This window comes from Thermoplasmata archaeon, assembly GCA_038851035.1.
Classification (GTDB): domain Archaea; phylum Thermoplasmatota; class DTKX01; order VGTL01; family VGTL01; genus JAWCLH01.
Genome location: JAWCLH010000013.1, coordinates 1 through 19953, shown reverse-complemented (window position 1 = coordinate 19953; position 19953 = coordinate 1). Strand labels below are relative to the sequence as shown.

Here is a 19953-nt window from a genome sequence, read left to right as displayed (position 1 = left end):
CGGAGCGGGGAGGGCCGGGTGCGCTGGAACGGGCGTGCGGTCTCGGGCGCGGTGACCGCGGTGATGCTGCTCCTGATCATCAGCAGCGTCCTATCTCTCGTTATAATGTACTACGTCCCGGTGTGGGGCGAAATAGATGAGAACCAGCACATGAGGGAGACGCTGGAGCAGTTCTACGCGCTCAGGGAAAACATAGATGCCCAGATTCTCAGGGAGACTCCCGTGAGTGTCAGCACGAGGGTAACCCTCGGGAGGGAGCCAAGCGCGCTCCTCGGCTTCTCCAAGACCGCGGGGAGACTCGTCACCAACCCTTTCAACGGCTCGCTGGCGGTTTACAACACCGACGACCCCGGGGACGTTTATGTAAGGAGCCGGGGGAGCGTCTCATTCTTCTCCCAGAACGCATACGTATCACAGCAGACCTTCATATACGAGCAGGGGGCCGTCCTCGTGTCGGGCGGGAGCGATGCGGCGATGAGGGCTCCGCCCCACTTCAGCGCGAGCCGGGGCGCGGCCGGGAACCTCTCCGCCTCGATGCTCTTCGTGTCTCTGACCGGCGACTACACCAGCCTCGCGGGGACGGAGAATGTCGTGGTCGAGACCAGGGTGGTCTCGAAAGATTGGAACGTCTACGAGGGCGCGGAATGGTCTCTGGGAAAGAATATAAGCGTTAACCTGACCACAACTTCCCCAGGCGCGTGGGCCCGGTACTTCAATGAGACCCTCTCCCGCCCCGTGACGAACCTCACGATGGGTGCCGATTACTCCATCGAGACGGGCGACGGCTGGGTGAGACTGGAGCTCAAGGCGGTGACGAGGCTGGAGCTCTGCGTGGCGGTCGTGGAGGCGAGGGTGAGGTAACATCCGAGAACTCATGTACCGGTTTCGACGCGAATCTGTCGAAAATTGTCAGAAAGATATTTATAGTCTCCAAGAGAATTAATTGATTCGAACGCGGAGCAGGGACCGCGAAATAATACATAAATATGATAGGCCAGTGGCCGCCGAAATGAATAGGAACACCCACCTCTTCCACGATGTTTCTACCCCCCTTCGGCGGCCCCTGGCCATTAACTACTCGATTCGGGGCCCGTATAGCTCCCTTACCCCCATTGAGACCCCGCATTGACCCCACAGGAAGATTTCGGTTGGACTGCCGGCCAGCCGCCGAAAAATGGCCTCCGGGCGCCCGCGCAATCAATAAATACGCCAGGAGCCAATGCCTGATTTCGGCGCATACTGGGGGAAAGGCGCCGAAAATCGAAAAGAGGGGGGTGGGACGCCTGAGGGGCGTCGAGCTTGACCTCGCGGAGAGATGGAGGGCACTGGACCGGAGGCTCCTGCCGGTTGACAAGAGGGACATCCAGATACTCTCGATTCTGGTCCGCAACGCTCGGGAGACCAACAGCAGAATCGCGGCCCAGCTCCACGTGACCGAGGCCACCGTGAGGCGGAGGGTGAAGGCGCTCAAGGAGAAGGGGCTCATCCTGGCCTTCACGACGGTAATCAACTTCTCCGCCGTGGAGAACACAGTGAAGTCCTTCATCCACCTGCAGGTCAGTTCGGACAGGCTGAGAGAGGTCGTGCAGAAGCTCAGACAGCACCCTAGGGTAACGGCGATTCATCGCGTGACCGGTCCTCACAACATCCTTCTGGTGGCGCTCTTTGTCTCGACATCGGAGCTGCAGGACTTCGTGGACAATTTTCTGAGGATGGAGGGCGTGAGGGACACAGTAGTTCAGATCGTCATGAGCTCCCACAAGGAGCAGCACTGGGGCGGTATCTGACTTGATGGTGATTATCGGCGGGGGAGGGCTCGCGCGGGAGCTGGCGCGCGAGGTCTGCCGGAGGGGCGAGAGGCCGCTCTGCCTCGTCCCCGATTCTGCATCCGCGCGCGCAATGAGGGGCACGGGCGCACGCGTGGTTAGGACCCCCGAGGAGAGGATGGCCCGGCGTGTTCCCGCGGCCGCCGACGCCGCCTTCGTGGTCACGGGGCGCGGAGAGCTGAACGCGTCGATATCTCGAGAGCTGAGGCGCCTGAGACCCGACATACTGATCCTCGCCGAGGCTTCCGGACGGGGCGCTGCGAGCGGGCTCAGGCTTGCCGGGGCCGACCTCGCCGTCGAGCCCGCGAGGCTAGCGGCCTCCGGGATGCTCGAGAAGATGGGCTCGCTCGAGGGCCAGAGGGCGGCCCGGCGGCTCGTCTCGGTCATCGACGACTGCGGTGGTAGGGGGCTGGCGGTCTTCCTCCACGACGACCCCGACCCGGACACGATAGCCTCGGGCCTCGCCTTGAAGAGAATCTGCGCGGCCCGCGGTGTGAGGTGCGGCATCTACCACGGCGGGAGCGTCTCGGGCGAGAGCAGCAAACTGCTGGTCTCGATGCTGGGGGCGAGGCTGCGCAGGGTCGAGAGCCCGGAGGAGGCGGCGCGCATCGCCGGCAGGTACGGCGCGGTCGCGCTCGTCGAGTCCTCCGTTCCCGGAAGAAACAACATCCTCCCGCCGGGGGCGAGGGTGGATATCGTGATAGACCACCACCCCCTCTCCCCCTCCCTCTGGCCCGAGGGAGGACTTGTTGACATCAGGCCGGAGCTGGGCGCGGCGTCGACAATGCTCACGGGCTATTTAAGGCGCCTCTGGATAAGGCCGGACCCGGCACTCGCCTCCGCGCTGATTTTTGGAATAAAGGTCGACACCGCGGACTTCACCCGGAGCGTCCACCCGGAGGACCTCGAGGCCCTCGGCTTTCTCGCGGAGCAAGCTGACCTAAGGTTGGTCCGCAGGCTCGAGGCCCCGCCGCTCAGCGCCTCCGCGGCCGCGGCGCTGGCGAGGGCAATAATGGACAGGGAGCTCATATCCGGCCACCTGCTCGCGTTCGCCGGTAGGGTGAGGGACAGGGAGACTCTCGCGCGGGCCGCTGACTTCCTCCTCCGCCTCGACGGCGTCTGCGCCTCGCTTGTCTGGGGCATCATTGGGGGCATGGTGCACATATCCGCGCGGACCGACCAGCACTCCCTCGACGTCGGCGGGGTTCTCCAGCGTGCCTTCGGGAGGCTGGGCTCGGCGGGCGGCCACGCAAACTCTGCAGGCGCCTCCGTGCCGCTCCCGTCCCTCGCGCCCGGGGTTGATGGAGATAGGGCCCTGGCTTTGGCGAGGCAGAGAATCAGGGAGCGCTACCTCAGGGCCGCGGGACTCTCCGGGGGGTCGGCTTGATAGAGCGCGTCGGGGAGAACATTTTGCTCGTCGGGACTGCCCACGTCTCTCCCGAGAGCGCGGCGGAGGTCAGGGGTGCGATTCAGGAGTTCCGGCCCGACGTCGTTGCGGTGGAGCTCTGTGAGCGACGGTACAGGGTCCTGAAGGATAAAGAGGCGTGGGAGAGCTTGCCGATGACACGGCTCCTCAAGGACAGGAACGCCTACGCCTTCATCGCCCAGTCCTTCCTCTCCGCCTACCAGAGGAGGCTGGGAGAGAGGCTCGGGGCGGAGCCGGGGGCGGAGATGCTCGAGGCGATAAGGGCGGCGGAGGAGAGGGGCGTGAAGGTTGTTCTGGCGGACAGAGACATCACCATCACGCTGAAGCGGGCGTGGAAGAGGATGGGGCTGCGGGAGAAGTGGAGGGTTGTCAGGACGCTCTTCCAGCTCCCATTCGTCGAGTACGAGGAGGGGGAGCTGGACTTGAAGGAGCTGATGAAGGAGGACGCTCTAACTGCGATGATGAGGGAGCTCAGGGAGCTCGCGCCCACAGTCGCCGAGGTGCTGATAGAGGAGAGGGACATCTACATCGCCCGGAGAATCGTCGAGGCGGCCTCGGGCGGGGGGAAGGTGCTGGCCGTCGTTGGAGCGGGGCACCTGCAGGGAGTAAAGGCGAGAATCGCGGAGGCGCTGGGCGGGGGCCCCGGGGGCGAGTCCGGCTCGGGAGAGATGGGGGGCACCGCGGGGCCCTTGCGGGCCGGGGTCGGGGGTGGGGGGGAGGCCGCGCGCGCGCCGGGCACACGGGTCAGGGGAGTGGGGGCTGGGGGAGCCACAGAGGCGGGGAGGGGAGGGAGCGGTTTGGCCCGGGGGAGGGGGGCATTGCCCTCCATTGCAGAACTCGAGGCGCTCCCGCCGCCCGGCTTCCCATGGGGGAGGGCTCTGGGCTGGGGAATCACCATCCTCCTCTGCGGCATCCTCGTGTGGATGGCCTTGACGAGGGGCGTGGGGATGGCTCTCGAGGCCTTCGGCTGGTGGTTTTTGATTCACGCGCTCCTCTCCGCGGGCTTCTGCGCTGTCGCGCGCGGGCACCCGCTTTCAATAGGAACCGCCTTCATCGCCTCCCCCTTCACAGCCATTCACCCCGGTGTGGCGGCGGGCTGGTTCTCGGGTCTCGTCGAGGCAAAGGTCAGGACTCCGACCGTTAAGGACTGGCAGGAGCTCGGCAGGGTGGCGACGACCAAAGAGTTTTTCAACAACAGGGTCATCAGGGTCCTGATGGTGGCGGCGCTGACCAATGTGGGGAGCATGATCGGGACTTTTGTTGCGATGCCCTATCTGATAAGAATGGGGCTGGGGTAGCGATGTGGGACGACGATGATTATTACTGGCGGAGGGGCTACGCGGCGCCCCCCCGCATCGTCTACCTTACCGGTCCCTACGCGGCGCGCACTGGGCCATACCCGGGCCCCTTCACGAGCCCCGAGGAGCTCCGGGACCTGACGGTGGCCGTTCTGGTTCTCTCACTGATATTCTCGATGTCGGACATAAAGTTCGTTCTTCTCGCAGGCCTGCCGGCCTGGCTCGCTGGCGTCTTCTTCCTGATATCAATGGCGGCGGTGGTGCTCTGCTTCATCAGCCACGAGATGGGCCACAAGCTCATGGCGCGCAGATACGGCTGCTGGGCCGAGTTCCGGAAGAGCGACACGGGCCTGCTCATCGGGCTCTTTCTATCGCTCCTTGGGGTCTACTTTGCCGCGCCGGGTGCGGTCTATCACCGCGGATACCTGAGCGTCGAGCAGACCGGGAAAGTCTCGGCCTCCGGGCCCGCAATGAACGCCCTGGTCGGTTTCATATTCCTGCCCCTGGGTGTCCTATCTAAAGGGATGCTCGTCCTCGGCTACCTCACGGTATATGTCGTGATAGTGAGCGGCATCCTCGGGATATTCAACATGCTCCCCGTGTTCATATTCGACGGCCGCAAGGTCTGGGCCTGGAGCCCGGCGGCCTACATCGGCCTCCTCTCTGCCCTCATCGCCCTACTCATCCTCGCGGAGTACAATTTTCACTTTCTGGGAATTCTATGAAGCCACACACCCGCCCCGGGCCGTTTTCTCACCTCAGGCCCGATAATTCCCCGCCCGCTCCCAAGGCTCCCTATTCCCCGGGCTCTTCCGCAGCTCCTTTCCCCCATCCCTCCGGCCCCCTCCATGAGCGCGGCCATCCCCGCACACGCTCGTATTCTCTGTCCGGCCGCTCTCCACCTCGCTCCATTCCCCTCTCACATCCTCCCTCCATCCATCCATTACTCGACACTCATTTCCTTGTCCGGAGGGCGCTGAGGCCCGCGCTCTCGCTGGGCGCGCTCGCCGCTTTAGCCCTCCTCTTCTCGCATGTGCTCCAGCCTGCGCTTGCGGGGCCGGCTGAGCTTCCGGAGAGGCTCGAGTGCCCATCGCAGAGGGACCTGTTGGATGTCGCATGGCGTCCGGCGCCCTCGGGGAGCTATGCCCTCATAGTGGGCGCGTCCGGAACGGTGCTTCAATACACTGGGAAATTCTTCATCACCCTTTCCCCGGGAGTCGCGTCCGACCTGCACGGCGTCGGCTGGCACCCCTCCGGCGACACTGCGCTTCTCGTGGGCGACGGTGGCGCGGTCCTCGAGTGGGACGGCCATTCCTTCAGGGAGCTCAATGGAACGAGTTCCGTGCGTCTTGAGGCCGTCGCGTGGAGGCCGCAGGGGGACATGGCGCTCCTCTGCGGCCACAATGGGACCCTTCTCGCCTACGCCCACGGGGCCTTCTCGAGAATTACGACGAACGCAAGCTGGCCCCTGACCTCCGTCGCCTGGAGGCCCGATGGGAGAATCGCCCTCGTCGCCGGTGATTCCGGAACGCTCCTGCGCTACGACCCTGAGACAGGCTCCGTGCTACATCTGGACACGGGCACGAGCGAGTTCGTCAGGACCGCCGCTTGGAGGCCCGACGGCGGCTGCGCCCTCCTTGCCGGAACTCTGGGCACCCTCCTGCGCTACGATGGAACCCGCTTCACGCCCGTTGCCGCCTCCACTGCAAGCCAGTTCCTCGCGATTGCGTGGTCCACGGACAACAGGACCGCTCTTGTTTCGGCGCGCGGAGGCCTACTCTACAGATACACCGACGGCGCCGGCCTCGAGGCAATCGAGACGGACACGGGCTTCTCCGTGCTCTCGATATCGTTCCGCCCCGACGGTAGATACGCCCTCTGCACGGGCGAGGGTGGGCTGGTGCTGAGATACCCGGCGGCGCCCGCGCCCGACGGGGGCGACGGGAGCGCGCGGGACGGAGATGGCGGGCCGCTCCTCCTCTCCGCGGTCGCGCTGATGGCGAGCGCTATAGTCTCTCTCCTCCTCGCCCTCCTGATGGTCAGGCGAGCTCGAAGGAGCTCTCGATAGCAAGCTGGTGTAGGCCGGGGGGCCCGTCGCAATCTTATTTAACAGCGGCTTCATTACCGGGCCCGATGAGAACATGAGGAAGCTCGTCGAGTGCGTCCCCAACTTCAGCGAGGGGCGGAGGAGGGAGGTCATCGAGGCCATCGCGCAGGCAATCCGCGCGACGAAGGGCGTCAGGCTTCTCGATGTGGAGTCCGACCCGGACCACAACCGCTCGGTGATGACCTTCATCGGGGAGCCGGAGCCCGTGAGGAGGGCTGCCTTCAGCGCGGCCGCGAAGGCGGTCGAGCTCATCGACATGGAGAAGCACAGGGGCGAGCACCCGCGCCTCGGCGCGGTGGACGTGATTCCCTTCGTCCCCGTCTCGGGCGTCGAGATGGCGGAGTGCGTCGAGCTCGCCCGCTCTCTCGGGAGGGAGCTCTGGGAGAGGCTCCGCCTCCCGGTCTATTTCTACGAGGAGGCCGCGACATGCCCCGAGAGGCGCTCCCTCGCGGACGTGAGGAGGGGGGAATATGAGGGGAGGAAGAGGGACATAACGGACCCGAAATGGAGGCCCGACGTGGGCGAGCCGGTAATGCATCCGACGGCGGGCGCGGTCGTGGTCGGCGCGAGGCCTTTCCTGATCGCATACAACGTCAACCTCAACACCTCCGACATCAACGTGGCCAAGAAGATAGCGAAGAAGGTCAGGGAGAGGGACGGTGGCCTCCCGGCGGTAAGGGCGCTGGGCTTTGAAATCAAAGAGAGGGGCATTGTGCAGGTCTCGATGAATCTGGTCGACTACCATAGGACGCCGATATGGGCCGCGTTCGAGGCCGTGAGCTCGGAGGCGCGCGCGATGGGCGTGGAGGTCCTAGGGAGCGAGATCGTGGGTCTTGTTCCCCTCGAGGCTCTGGCCCAGTGCGCCGAGCACTTCCTGAGGCTCGAGAAATTCGGGCAGGGCCAAATACTCGAGACGCGAATCTGGGAATGAATGAAAAGCGACCGGTGGGAGCGGGGTGGGGCGTTGGAGAAGGGAGGAGGGGTGATAGGGAGACGGGGGGCGGGAGACGGATAGAACGGAATGGAGCTGCAGACGGGCGAAGGGGGAGGGGAAGAGACAGGAACGGAGGGGTGGAAAAGATGGGAAAGGAGAGGGGCTTAGGGAGGGGGGGCCGCCGCGCTGGGGTCGCTACAGGCGGAGCCCGGGGGGTCGGAAAGGAGGCTAAAAAGGACGAGCTGACCAAGCAGGACGTCTCTGGGTTTCTGACGGTTCTGGGCGACTTCGAGAAAAGGCTCGATTCATCCCGGAGGACGCTGGACGAGCTGTCTGCGCAGCTCGGAGCTCTCGCGCGCCTCTCGATGACCTCCTCACCCGGCCCGGAGGTCGTGGTTCCGCACCTCGTCGAGATGCACAATACCCTCAGCAGCATCCACGCCTCACTCCAGGACTCTTTTGAAGGAATAAGGGCGCGCTACACCGAGCTAAGGGAGCGCGCCGCCGCAATCACAGGCGAGTGTACAAGGGAGCTCGAGAGCAGAAGGCGCGCGTTAGAGGAGCTCTGGAAGAGGATGGAGGGCGAGGGTTTGGGCAGTGGCGGGATGGCCGAGTGCATGAGGGAGGAGAGGATGCTCATTGCAATGTCTCTCGACAGCTACAACCGCGTGCTGGGCACGATGAGCGCGATGAAAGAGGTCGAGAACAGGTTCATCGAGGTCTTCAGCGACTTTTCAGAGGCTGTCGGCAGAATCGACGGCCTCGCGCGCGCCATGGGAGAGCTTATCAGCACGGACGACGCGAAAGCCCTCAGGGAAGAGCTCGAGGCCCTCGGCAGGTCTCGCAGGGAAAGGGTGAGCAGGTACATCTGGTGAGACGGGAGCGCCCCCGGCCACTCAAGGGAGGAGGCGGCGGCTGGCAGGGCCTTTCGAGGCGTGCAGTAGGGCGGGGCTCGCGGTGGGCTATCGCATTCAAGCGGCGCGTGGCCGGCGCGCGCGGGCCGGAGAGCATCGGGGTTTTTTCACCGAATTCTCGCCTCGCACTCGGGGCAGACTATCCAGCCGGGCTCCATCCTCGCGCCGCACTTCGGACAGGCCTCCCCCTTAGGCTTCTCCGCCCCCACCTCCGCCGTGTGGCTCTCCTCGAGCTCCGCGAGCTTCTCCTCGGCCCTCTGGAGGTACTGGTCCGCCTTCTTCGGGTTCCCGCCCTTCCAGAAAGACTTGGCGAGACTCAGGAGCCGCCGGGGCTGGGTCACGTCGACGCCTTTCCTCTCGAGCGCGTGGATGCGGTCCTCTATTGCGCTCATCCTCCGCTTCGGCTTCCTCGGTATGGGCGTGATTGATGGAGCCTCGGAGCCGGGGACGCGAATTCTCAGCCTTCTCGCCGGCGGGGCCTCGCCGGATGGAGCGGGCCCGCCAGCGGGCGCCTCACCTTTGGCAGCGTTGGCCCCAGCCGGCGCCGGAGCGACCACCGCCATCTCTGTCCCCTCGGGAGCTCCTCCGCCCGACTCTGGCGCAGGCCCCTCGGCCGTGGGCGCTGTTACTGGGGTCGCGGGCCGGGCCGCTGGGGCCGGGCGCAGGTTCAGGGGCCTGAGGACCCTCCTCCTGCGGAGCGTGAGCTCTTCCTCAATTCTCTCCCCGGGGGAGGGCTCTTCAGGGATGGTTGTCTCGATTTTGAGCTCCCTGCCCTTGTAGGGCGTGTGGTCGAGGCGAATCTCGTCGAGCGAGAGCCGGGCCTTCCTCTTCTCCTCCTCCCTCCTCTCCTCCTCATCCTTCTCCTCCTCCATCGCCTTCCACCACGGAATGACACCGGAGGCCCATATCTTGATGGCTTTCCGATAGACGTAGAAGGCCGTGGCACCGACGACGACCGCCATGGCGAAGAGGGTGAGAGAGACCGGCAGGAACCAGCCGGGAATTCCCCTCGCCACGGAAACGTAGGTGATCATGGTTTCATTGCCTGCGGTCACGAGGAGCTCATGCTTCCCCGGCTCGGCTCTCCAGCCGAACACCTCGCGGTACCTATGGCCGGGTTGGACCACGGGGATGGTCCGGCCCGCCAGCGGCTCACCGTCGACGAAGAAGGCGAGGAAGATATTCTCCGCGGCGGCGTCCCCGGCCCCAGTGACGGTGACGACGACCTTTATGCGGTCGCCCTCGACGGGGTGCTTCGAGGAGAGGGAGACGGCCACCTCCAGACGCGAGCTGCGCACGGTCAGGTTGACTCGGGCCTCGTCGCTCCCGCCTCTACCGTCGTCGACAACGAGGCGGATGGTTTGGTTCCCGCGGGGCAGGGTCGTGTTGAGCCATGGACCCGAGCCTGCAGAGCGGTCTCCTATGAACCAGCTAAAGCCGAGCCTGTCGAGGTCGGGGTCGAAAGAACGGAGGGCGCTTAGTGAGACGGTGTCGGTCTCGAGGAACTCGGCCCCCTCATGCGCCCCATCGATGACTGCCCTCGGGGCCCGGTTCACGTCCCTGACGGTCACAGACCAGCGAGTGACCGTGGTGAACTCGCCGTCCGAGACGAGAGCCCTCAGCTCCCTCGCGCCTGCCGAGAAGTAGTCGGGCGTGTAGTTGAACCAGCTCTCGCTCCCGGCCAGCACGCCGTCCAAAAACCATGAATAGCTCAGCGCGTCCCCGTTCACCTCCTCGGCCTGTATAGTGAAGTTCAGGCTCCCGCCCTCGTCAACCTCCGGATCCTCTGCCGGCGACCTGCTCAGAATCACCGGCGGCACATTCGTCCTCGTCACCCTTACGCGCCACGCGACGGTTGCACAGAGGCCACCGACATCGATAACCCTCGCCTCAATCGACCACTCCCCAGCGGTCCTGAAGCCGGGCGCAAAGATGAATGAGTCGGTTTCCTCGGCTTTCAGCTCGCCCGCAACCAGCCACTCATACGAGAGCTCGCCCCCGTCGGGGTCGCTCGCGCTCACGCTGAACTCCTGCGTTGAGTTCTCGGGCACGAGGACCTCTCCGAAGGGCGAGAAGCTCTGGATAACAGGGGCCCGGTTCACGTCCCTGACCGTGACCTGCCATGTCCGGGAGGCCTGCGAAAGGCCGTTGTCGGCGACCACAGTGACGACGTGCCTCCCGCTTGAGTTGAAGTCGGCGAAGTAGATAAACTCCGGGGCCGTGGCGCCCGGCACTGGAGAGGCGTCGAGGTACCACTGGAGCGCGATGGGGTTGCCGTAAATGTCCCGCGGCGACACACTGAATCGCACGCTGGAGTTCTCGGGGAGCTCCGGGTCCTGCGCGGGTTCGGCGTCGAGGAGCTCCGGCGCGTGGTGGGGTGGCTGGGCCAATATCCTGACCCCTGAGAGCCTGACCCTTCCGGCGCTGGACACGCCGACCCGGAGGGAAACGCTCGAATTCCACGCCCCCTGTTCGTCCGGCAGAAGGAGGTCGAGGGCGCCGCCCATGTCGCAGCTCTCGATGACGCAGTCGTATGGGATGCTCAGGTTCGTGAATGTCAGAGTGCAAGCACCACCACACACTACCCTGAGAGGCACGGCCACGCTCCTCACACCAAAGGCATCGACCGATGGAGTCGCTAACGCCATATATGACGCCGCCGCGCTTTCGAGATCCGCTATCGTCTGCCTGCCCGAGAGGGACTGGGACCATTCGGCAACCCCGTCCGCGCCGACGTCGAGCGAGACGCTGATGGAGGGGCCGGAGAAGCCCGAGGGCTCGACGTCCATCCTGAAGCTCCTCAGAGAGGCTCCCGCGGGGAGGCGGACCGCCATTGAGGAGTTGCTCCCGGCCGAGGGAAAGGGAATTCTGAAGACGGCGCTCCCGTTCGAGAAGAGGCTCTGGTGGCCCAGAGAGCCGTAGCCGGTGCCCTCGAACCTCCACTCTGCACTCCCATCGGCACCGAGGTCGATGTAGGGCGAAAGGGGACAGTCCGTGCCCCCATCCGTAAAGGGCAGGCCGGAGACGTTGAGACGGGCGCTGAGCACCCTGAGCCCCGTCTGGAGGGAGAGGTTGAGAGCCTGGCTCGAGCCCGCCGCGGGGAAGGCGAGCGTCGCTTCTGATTGGCCGCCACCGAAGGCTGTCACGGGGATGGTAATATTGGTGCCCCCCGCCGGAGGGGTTACATTGAGAAGAGCCGGGAGCAGCAGGGCCGAGACAATCCAGAGGCTCCTGCGGGCGCTTCCCTCGTCCATCACCACTCCCTCAGGTATCGTCTTATTAAGTATTTAAATACATTTTAATTAAAGATATTGTGGTTCGGTTTCTAATTATTCGCTCTGTCCTCCCCTTCACGCCGGTGCTCTCCCTTTTATAGCGCCCCCGTGAGCCTTACCTCCGCCCGGCTCTTCGGGGTGGGCTGGCCTGGGTCCTTCTGTCCGGAATCGTCTTTCTCGCGGACTCCCGTAATGGCCTACCCGAACCGGACATCCTGCCGCCGGCAGCACGCAAAAGGGAGGCTTACTGACAAAATCTTTATTATGGCCCCGGCCGCTACACCCACCGGGTGAGCCCGTGGGAATTCGTGACACGATAAAGAAGGTCGGCGATAAGGTTGACATAACCTGCGACAAGTGCGGAAAGCTGATGAAGCCCGGCGGCGTGGTGAAAAGGAATATCGCAGGCGTCGACCACCAGTTCTGCAGTGAGGTCTGTGCCAAGGCCTTCAGGCCTGGTGAGAAGGCCCGCTGAGTAGATTTAATTTTTATCAGAATCATTAAATAAGCCAGGGGCGGATAGCTTTAGCGGTGAGGCGCCAATGCGCTGGTCCGCCCTGGCTATAGCCCTCTTGTTCATCCCTATTCCTCCACCGCTCAGTGCCCAGCCCCCGGCGGGGCAGGACTGGGTCGTCGAGAAGGACACCATCGTCTCGGACGAGAGCATCGTTCTCGAGTGGAATCTGACCGTTAAATCGGGCGCTACACTCGAGCTGCGCAACCTGACCCTGCTCTTCAACAGCACCAGCGCTGACAGGGGCGTGAGGGTCGAGAGGGGTTCGGAGCTCAGGATGGAGAACTGCTCAGCGGGCCGAAGTCCGAGCGGGAACTATTTCTACATTCTCGTCGAAGGCCGGGCGGTGCTGAGGAACTGCAGCCTCAGGGGGCTTTGCTGGCAGGGCAACTCGGCCGGACTTCGCATCGCGTCGGGAGAGGCGGAACTGACCGGGTGTAGGCTCAAGGACTGCCTCTACGGCGCCATCCACGCCTCATCGTCGAGAGTCTCCCTGCACGGCTGCACAATCGAGAATAACACGATGTATGGTTACTATAGCGACTACGAGATACGCTCCGTCTACAGCGAGCTCACGCTCAAAGACTCGTCCATTCTCACATACCGGAGCTGCGTCTACGCATACGATAGCTCCGTCCGCATCGAGGGCTGTAGCCTCGTATCTTCCCTAACCGGAAATGTCGCTGAGCTAGAGCGTTCTGAGGCCGTTTTCATCAACTCCACCCTCGGCCCCCCCAAGGAAGGCGGCTGGCTCTGGAGCCCCCCAGAGGGGGCGGGGCTGAACAGGGAGGCCGAATTCTGCCTTCGGGGCTGCTTCATCGAGGGTGAGGAGATAGCCGCGGAGATATCCACGACATACCTCTCCTATGGCTTTTCCTGTGTGCTGGGGTTCAGTTCTCAGTATCGGACCCTGATTCAGAACTGCACCGTCAGGGGCGCCCTCTGCGGAATCAGCGCTCGATATATTCCTATCATGGGCTCGCTGGTGGTGGCCATCGAGTCCTGCGAGCTCGAGGCCGGAGGAAGATATCCGGGCCTTCTCATCTATAACGACCGCTCGCTCAACTACTCACTGGTGTGCAACTCCCTCCCCGGGGAGGGCGGGGTCTGGCTCTACGGTGGCGGCGGCCGCGTGGAGGGGAACAGGATCCGGGGCGGAGGCGGTCAGAACGCACTCACGATTCAATGTACCTCGAACCTCACTGTAGCAGGAAACGAGCTCAATGGCGATTCCGGGCCCCCCAATGGAATCTCCCTCGAGGCCTCGGACGGCGCCTGCTGGGAGATTTCGGGGAACCGGCTCATGGGCTTCAGCACCGCCGTCGCAGTCTCGTGCTATGGAGGGCGCTGCGAAATTCTGAACAACACCATCGAGCGGTGCAAAAACGGCCTCTCAGTCAATGGAATCGCCGGTTTTCATATCACAGGGAACACGATAGATGTTGACACTGCTGCCGTCTCCGCGCTCACATCACAGCCGATGGATATCTTCATCGAGGCCAACAGAATTCGCGCCGGTCTCCAGGGAATCAATGTCCAATCGGATATTTACCGCGGCTCCATACTCGAGAATGAAATATACGCACAGGAGGGCGTGGTGCTCGAGCCCTCATGGGGCGAGGTTCATTATGGTCTCAGGATTTCCGGAAACACCGTATCCGCCCCCGGCGCCGGTCTGAGAATCACTCACTGCTTCGACCCCACGGGCAGCGGCTCCATAGAGAACAACACCATTCAGAATTCTTTTAAGGGAATCGATATCAATGGCTCAAATCTCCCTATCATGAACAATCGCTTCCTGAACATCACGGGGTATGGAATTCATGCCGTAGACCTCAACGCAACGATAGGCCGGAACGAGTTCAAATTCGCCGACAACGCCGTCAACGCCTGCAGGGAGGCGCGATTCTGGACTGTAGGTATCCGCGCCATGTACAATGTGAAAGGACCCGGCGAGCCCGAGGAGTGGAGGGAGGGCTACCCCGCGGAGCTTCGAATTCAGGACGCTGGGGGCTGGATTGTAATCAACGAGACGCTGGCCGGGCCCGGGCGTTTTGTCCTGAGGGAGAGAATCGTCAGAGCCGACGGGACGGAGCTCAGCAGCAATCCCTACAAATTCACTGGACTCGCCGGGAGCAGGGGCGCGGGGCTGGAGAGGGCGTGCGTGACCTCCACATGCGATATCGTCCTCCGGCTTCGGAAGGGGCCGGACCTGAGGGCCACCTTCGCGGGCGTGGAGCGCGGGGGGCCCTATCTCGAGGGCCAACTCCTGCCCCTCGCAGGCGAGATTCTGAACGACCCCGCTTTCAACCCGGCCAGCGCTCCCGTTGGCCGGGCCACGATTCTCCTGCTAGTTGACGGGGAGCCGATTCAGGAGCGGGTGATTGAGCGGATGGACCCCGGTGCTTGCGTGAGGCTCGGGGCCTTCTGGGCCGCGAGGCCCGGCTGGCACGAGGTCTCCGTTGTCGCCGACTCCATGAATGAGGTCGAAGAGGTCTTCGAGGAAAACAACGCCCTCGCGGCGCGCTTCTATGTGACCGATGTCCCTCAGGCGGTGCTGAAGGCCGACAGGAGCACCGTCGTGGCATGGGAGACTGTCGAGCTCTGGATAGAGCTGACGGGCATTGAAGTCGAGCCCGTGGGCTACAGATTCGACTTCGGCGACGGGAGCTCGACGGACTGGATTCCGGAGAACAGGAGCTCGCACACCTACGCGAACCCGGGCGTCTACGCCGCGCGCGGCTGGGCCGCGACCGTGGAAGGGGCTGTGGTCGAGTGCGCGGAGCCGGTCCGAATCAATGTGTCCTCCCCCCCTCCCTCCTTCACAATCGAGGCCGCCCCGGCGTCCCCCCTCTCGGGCAGCGCGGTGGTCTTCGTCTGCAGCTTCGCCTCCGGCCGCTCGAACGTCTCGCGCTTCCTGTGGAGCTTCGGCGACGGTGGCTGCGCATATGGCGAGGGTCTGGAGGTGGTGGAGCACGTCTATGAGAGGCCCGGGAGCTACACGGCGGAGGTGAGGCTGATTCTGACCGACGGGAGCTCGCTCAACCGGAGCATCGCCATCATGGTTGGAAACAGGCTGCCTGTGGCGGAGGCCCGGGTCGAGCCCGACGTGGGAACGACCGCCACGCCCTTCACCTTCACATCCAAGTCCTCCGACCCCGACGGGCAGGTCGTCGCGTGGCTTTGGGACTTCGGCGACGGGACTACATTCTCGGGGCCCTCGACCATCCACAGCTTCCTTCGGTACGGCGTCTACGACGTCGCCCTCAGGGTCGAGGACGACGCGGGCGAGTGGAGCGGACCCTGCATCCTAACAGTCGTGGTCGGGGACAGCGCTCCCCGGCCTGTCATCCTCGCCAGCAGGCTCTCGGCCGCTGTCGGGGAGGAGATAAGTTTCGACGCTTCCGGCACGCGGGACATTGACGATCCGCTGGAGAATCTGCGCTTCCTCTGGGATTTCGGCGACGGGGCACGGGCCGAGGGCGTGTGCGCGACCCACCGCTACTCCAGACCGGGCAGGTACGAGGTCGTCCTGACGGTCGAAGGCGGGGGAGGGGCGTGCGCCTCGCGCAGCGCGACGGTAACCGTCGTCGAGAAGGCGGTCCCAGCGCCCGACCTCGGAGGCCCTGCCGCGGTCGCCGCGGCGCTGGTGTCGGCCTCGATAATAATCTATATTCTGTTCTGCCTCCTGACCCACAGGCACGGGGAGCGGGGGGGTCCGGGGCGCTCGGCCGCGCGCGGGAGAAAGAACCGGACTTGATTCCTCCACCCACGGAATGGGCGAAATGTGATGCGCCGGGAGGGAGGCTGAACGTCGAAAAAAGCGAATTCCACGGACTGACCTGACCGAGATATTGAGAAAAGGTATATACGCGGGCACGTGCTTGCTTGCACCGCTCGTGGAGGGAATTCAGTGCTGGCTGTCGAGGTCAGGGGCCTGAAGAAGAGCTTTGGGGCGCTGAGGGCCGTGGACGGCGTCGACCTGAGCATAGACGAAGGCGAGGTCTACGGCCTGCTGGGCCCCAACGGCTCGGGGAAGACGACGATAATAAAAATCCTTCTGGGGCTCCTCAGGCCCACCGCGGGCTCGGCGAGGGTTCTTGGCGAGGGAATTCCGCCCAAGAGGGTCCGGCCCCTGATCGGCTACATGCCGCAGGACATCGCGGTCTACATGGACAACACTGTCCATGAGAACCTGAGCCTCTTCGGGCGTCTCTATGGCCTGAGTGAGGGGAGGCTGAGGGAGAGGGAGAAGGAGCTGCTCTCGTTCGTGGAACTCGGAGGATGGGAGAACGCTCTCGCATCAACACTGAGTGGCGGGATGAGGCACAGGCTCAGCCTCGCATGCGCCATGATTCACGAACCGCGCCTCCTCTTCCTTGACGAGCCCACGGTCGGCGTGGACCCGCAGCTCAGGTCCAGCTTCTGGAGGTACTTCAGGGGAGCGGCGGAGAGGGGGACAACGGTGGTCATCACCACCCACTACATGGACGAGGCAAGCCGTTGCAGCCGGGTCGGACTGCTCAGGCAGGGCAGGCTGATCGCGCAGGGTCCCCCGCGGGAGCTGATGGAGGCGCACGGGAAGGAGTCGCTCGAGGAGGTCTTTCTCGAGCTCGCCGGGAGGGGTGCCCCATGAACTGGCGCAGGACGCTCGCGTTCAGCAGGAGGGCTCTGCTGCACTTCCGCCACGACAGGAGGACCCTCGGATTTATACTCGCGATGCCCCTGCTCCTCGTGCTCGTTTTCGGATACACCTTCGAGGGCGATGTGAGGGATCTAGAGGTCGACGTCGTCAATCTGGACGCGGGCGTGCCGGCCGGCGCCAGCTCCCTACTGCCCGGGGGCCTCAGGCTCGGCGAGAGGGTCGAGGCCGGACTGGACAGGGAGGTCCTGATTCCCCACGGGACCAAGGACGTCGCTTCGGCGAGGCAGAGGGTCAGGGACGGGGAGCGCTGGGCTGTCCTGATAATCCCGGAGAACTTCTCATCGAACTTCCTCCTGAGCGCCGCCGCGAGGATGAACGGCTCGCCGGGCGCGCCGCGCGCCGAGCTCGAGGTCTATCTCGACGGCTCCAACCCGAACATCGCCTCGGCGGTGCTGAAGGCGGTCAGCGGAGCCGTCGCCTCCGCCATCAACGCGCTTGCGAGGGAGATGAACCAGAGCACCGTGGAGCAGCCCGTCAGAATTTCGACGGGCTACGCCTACGGCGGCCCCGAGCTGAGCTTCATAGACTACTTCGCGCCCGGCGTGATATCCTTCGCCATCATGATGGTCACGACGATGATAACCATCATCCTCTTCGTGTTCGAGAGGAGGGCCGGAACGCTCCAGCGGCTCCTCGTGTCCCCCGCGACGGAGGGCGAGATTGTGACGGGCTACGCGCTCGCGTTCGCCGTCATCGGGGTCCTCCAGTGCACCGTCATCCTGACCGCGGCGATTCTCCTCTTCGGAATAACGATTCACGGCAACCTGCTCCTCGCCTACGGCGTGCTGATTCTCCTCGGCTTCGGCCATCAGGGGCTCGGCATCCTGCTCTCCTCCGGGGCCAGGAACGAGCTTCAGGCGATTCAGTTCATACCGCTGATAATATTCCCTTCGGTCCTGCTCGCGGGCCTCTTCTGGCCCGTGGAGGCGATTCCCGACTTCCTGCGGCCCGTGTCCTACTTCGTGCCCCTGAAGTACGGCATAGACGCGGTGCGCTCGATAATGCTCAGGGGCTGGGGACTGGCGGAGGTCTGGCCGCAGATTCTCGCGCTCCTCATATTCGCGTGCCTCACACTCGGGGGGAGCGTGGCGCTGCTGAAAAGGAAGAGGGGCTGAGGGCCCCGGCTCCACGGTCAAATGTGTGGGTGATGGCGCGCCCAGAACCTCTTCCAGAGCAATTGGTGGAAATCTTTCGGTATCGGTTCAGGATGTTTAACCACCTGAGAAGGATGCGAGCCCGGCCGTCTGGGGGACATTCCCCTTCTCCTCCATAATGACTGAATTCTCCGTGATGGGCTTTGATGGGCTTCGAGGAGGCTGGGTGCCTCGCCCTCGCCACCATCACCCACCCCTTCTCTCGACAGTGACCGCATGCCGGCCTGCCCTCTAGAGTCTTCCGTGACCTTCTGAAATGATGCGGGTGGTTCTCAGGCTTCCCCACCCCCTGAGTGGTTCGGCAGGTTCCCTACACCAATCGTTTTTTATACAATTAAAAATATCATCGTTCACCAGCGGGACAAAATAATAAGTGTGTGGAGGGACCCGATATGATTTCAACGCCTATAAGAGCCTCTCTCGCGACGATTACCGCCACCCTGTTGCTCCTCACCATCCCGGCGGGCTGCGCATTCGTACCGGCTCCTCCAATCAGTGGTGGAGTCGAGGCGCGGGACTACATACCCTGGTGGAATATCGGCTGGCCCTACCGCAGGTCCGTTGCGATAAGCACGGGTGCGGGAGCGCAGGAGCTGACCGGCTATCAGGTTCTGGTCAAGGTCACGCGGGACAGCGAGATGAAGCCCGACTTCTCTGACCTGCGCTTCGTCCAGTACAACTCCTCCTCGGGCCAGAGCGTCGAACTCCCCTACTTCATCGAGGAGAAAGTGGACGGCTCGAGAGCTAGCGTCTGGGTGAGGGTGAATAGAATTCCCGCCAGTGGCGCGACCATCCACATGTACTATGGAAACCCCTCAGCAGCATCCGCGAGCAGCGCCGCTGAGACCTTCGAATTCTACGACGACTTCGAGGACGGCACGCTCAATAAGTGGAGCGTAATATCCGGGAGCAGCTTTAGCATCGACACGAGCACTTTCTATCCCAACAAAGTCCTGAAAATCACTGCCTATACCTCCAGCGAGCCGAAGGACCTCATCAGGGTGAAAGGGCTCACATTCCAAAACTTCGCGCTGGATTTCAGGGCGAGGGACGACGGGACAGACCTCGGAGCATTTGCGTGGTATGACGCGTCATCTTACTTCTACCTCTTCTATTGCCACGCCCACATCCTGAGATGGGAGGGGAAGTGGGTCGATATAGTGAAGGGTTCCGACTATACTACCACAAACGCTTGGATGGACGTCCGGCTGACCGCCTTCAAAGGAAAGCTCACGGGATATGTTGGAGGCAATCAGGCGGTCACTGCCTCTTCGCTCAATTTCTGCAACGGCCCAATCGGGTTCAGGAAGGGCTCGAGCGGGACGGACTACATCGACAACTTCCGCGTCCGGAAGTACTCAGAGCCGGAGCCGAAGGCCACTGTCGGGGATGTGGAGAGGCCCTACAGGTTCATTTCCTTCACGGCCAGCCCCACCGTCATTAACGAGGGGGAAAACATATCGATGAGCGCGGTTTTCGAGAATCCGATGCCCGAACGCCTTCCGGTCCGCATCTCCTTCCATGACGGGAGCGATTTCGAGACCTCGGAGCTGATATACTCCACAAGCGTGGAGCTGGTTCAATCTGGAAGGACGGAGGTCTTACACAATTGGAGTCCTTCTGGCGGCCCCCACACGCTCTGGGTTGCCCTCGAGGGCAATCCTCTCGCTTCATGCAGTATTTACGTCAACCGCTACCCAGTCCTGAGCCCGATAATGGACCAGGTCGCGAGCCAGGGGAAGAACTTCAAGCTACTCATCTTCGCAGAGGATGCCGACGGCGACAGGCTCAACTGGAGCG

Annotated in this window: 14 protein-coding genes; 13 read left to right on the top strand and 1 reads right to left on the bottom strand. The window is 63.5% G+C overall.

The genetic code is table 11. The features are described 5' to 3' along the window. Positions 1-18 precede the first annotated feature (18 nt). The 8 genes from QW379_05550 (at position 19) to QW379_05515 (ending at position 8466) form a co-directional block, all read left to right on the top strand. Entirely contained in the window at positions 19-861 is an 843-nt protein-coding gene (locus QW379_05550; protein MEM2869869.1) for a hypothetical protein, read from the top strand. Positions 862-1274: 413 nt separating this feature from the next. Then, a complete protein-coding gene (locus QW379_05545) occupies positions 1275-1787 on the top strand; it encodes an Lrp/AsnC family transcriptional regulator (protein ID MEM2869868.1) in 513 nt (170 codons plus the stop codon). A gap of 4 nt (positions 1788-1791) precedes the next feature. Then, entirely contained in the window at positions 1792-3213 is a 1422-nt protein-coding gene (locus tag QW379_05540) for an NAD-binding protein (protein ID MEM2869867.1), read from the top strand. Next, the gene (locus QW379_05535; protein MEM2869866.1) at positions 3210-4550 is read left to right on the top strand and encodes a TraB/GumN family protein; all 1341 of its coding nucleotides are present in this window, start codon (positions 3210-3212) and stop codon (positions 4548-4550) included. Before QW379_05540 ends, QW379_05535 begins: the two co-directional genes overlap by 4 nt. Before the next feature lie 2 nt (positions 4551-4552). Beyond that, positions 4553-5275, top strand: coding sequence for a M50 family metallopeptidase (locus tag QW379_05530; GenBank protein ID MEM2869865.1), 723 nt, complete (start codon positions 4553-4555; stop codon positions 5273-5275). 380 nt (positions 5276-5655) lie between these two features. Continuing rightward, positions 5656-6618 carry a hypothetical protein gene (locus tag QW379_05525; protein MEM2869864.1) on the top strand — a complete coding sequence of 321 codons (963 nt, stop codon included), beginning with the start codon at positions 5656-5658 and terminating at the stop codon, positions 6616-6618. A 73-nt stretch (positions 6619-6691) separates the two neighbouring features. Further along, positions 6692-7588 (top strand): glutamate formimidoyltransferase, encoded by an 897-nt coding sequence (gene ftcD / locus QW379_05520; protein ID MEM2869863.1) that lies wholly within the window; start codon positions 6692-6694, stop codon positions 7586-7588. 149 nt (positions 7589-7737) lie between these two features. Beyond that, a complete protein-coding gene (locus tag QW379_05515; protein ID MEM2869862.1) occupies positions 7738-8466 on the top strand; it encodes a hypothetical protein in 729 nt (242 codons plus the stop codon). Positions 8467-8612: 146 nt separating this feature from the next. On the opposite strand, the gene QW379_05510 is transcribed toward QW379_05515, so the two are convergent. Further along, complete coding sequence (locus QW379_05510) at positions 8613-11759, bottom strand: CARDB domain-containing protein (protein ID MEM2869861.1); 3147 nt, start codon at positions 11757-11759, stop codon at positions 8613-8615. A gap of 319 nt (positions 11760-12078) precedes the next feature. Between QW379_05510 and QW379_05505 the strand changes: the two genes are divergently transcribed. From QW379_05505 to QW379_05485, 5 genes are all read left to right on the top strand, one after another. Then, on the top strand, positions 12079-12255 hold the full coding sequence (locus tag QW379_05505; GenBank protein MEM2869860.1) for a hypothetical protein: 177 nt from the start codon (positions 12079-12081) through the stop codon (positions 12253-12255). A 67-nt stretch (positions 12256-12322) separates the two neighbouring features. Beyond that, positions 12323-16054: a PKD domain-containing protein gene (locus tag QW379_05500; GenBank protein ID MEM2869859.1), complete on the top strand. Its 3732-nt coding sequence runs from the start codon at positions 12323-12325 to the stop codon at positions 16052-16054. Between the two features lie 153 nt (positions 16055-16207). Continuing rightward, entirely contained in the window at positions 16208-16930 is a 723-nt protein-coding gene (locus QW379_05495) for an ABC transporter ATP-binding protein (protein ID MEM2869858.1), read from the top strand. Continuing rightward, positions 16927-18114, top strand: a complete 1188-nt coding sequence (locus tag QW379_05490) for an ABC-2 transporter permease (GenBank protein ID MEM2869857.1) — start codon at positions 16927-16929, stop codon at positions 18112-18114. Before QW379_05495 ends, QW379_05490 begins: the two co-directional genes overlap by 4 nt. Before the next feature lie 431 nt (positions 18115-18545). After that, positions 18546-19953: DUF2341 domain-containing protein (locus tag QW379_05485; GenBank protein ID MEM2869856.1), on the top strand; the 1408-nt coding region annotated here is incomplete at its 3' end.

Coding starts and splice junctions, on each gene's coding strand:
- QW379_05500 (MEM2869859.1), top strand. CDS start 12,323: ATGCGCTGGTCCGCCCTGGCTATAGCCCTCTTGTTCATCCCTATTCCT.
- QW379_05515 (MEM2869862.1), top strand. CDS start 7,738: ATGGGAAAGGAGAGGGGCTTAGGGAGGGGGGGCCGCCGCGCTGGGGTC.
- QW379_05510 (MEM2869861.1), bottom strand. CDS start 11,759: ATGGACGAGGGAAGCGCCCGCAGGAGCCTCTGGATTGTCTCGGCCCTG.
- QW379_05490 (MEM2869857.1), top strand. CDS start 16,927: ATGAACTGGCGCAGGACGCTCGCGTTCAGCAGGAGGGCTCTGCTGCAC.
- ftcD (MEM2869863.1), top strand. CDS start 6,692: ATGAGGAAGCTCGTCGAGTGCGTCCCCAACTTCAGCGAGGGGCGGAGG.
- QW379_05540 (MEM2869867.1), top strand. CDS start 1,792: ATGGTGATTATCGGCGGGGGAGGGCTCGCGCGGGAGCTGGCGCGCGAG.
- QW379_05530 (MEM2869865.1), top strand. CDS start 4,553: ATGTGGGACGACGATGATTATTACTGGCGGAGGGGCTACGCGGCGCCC.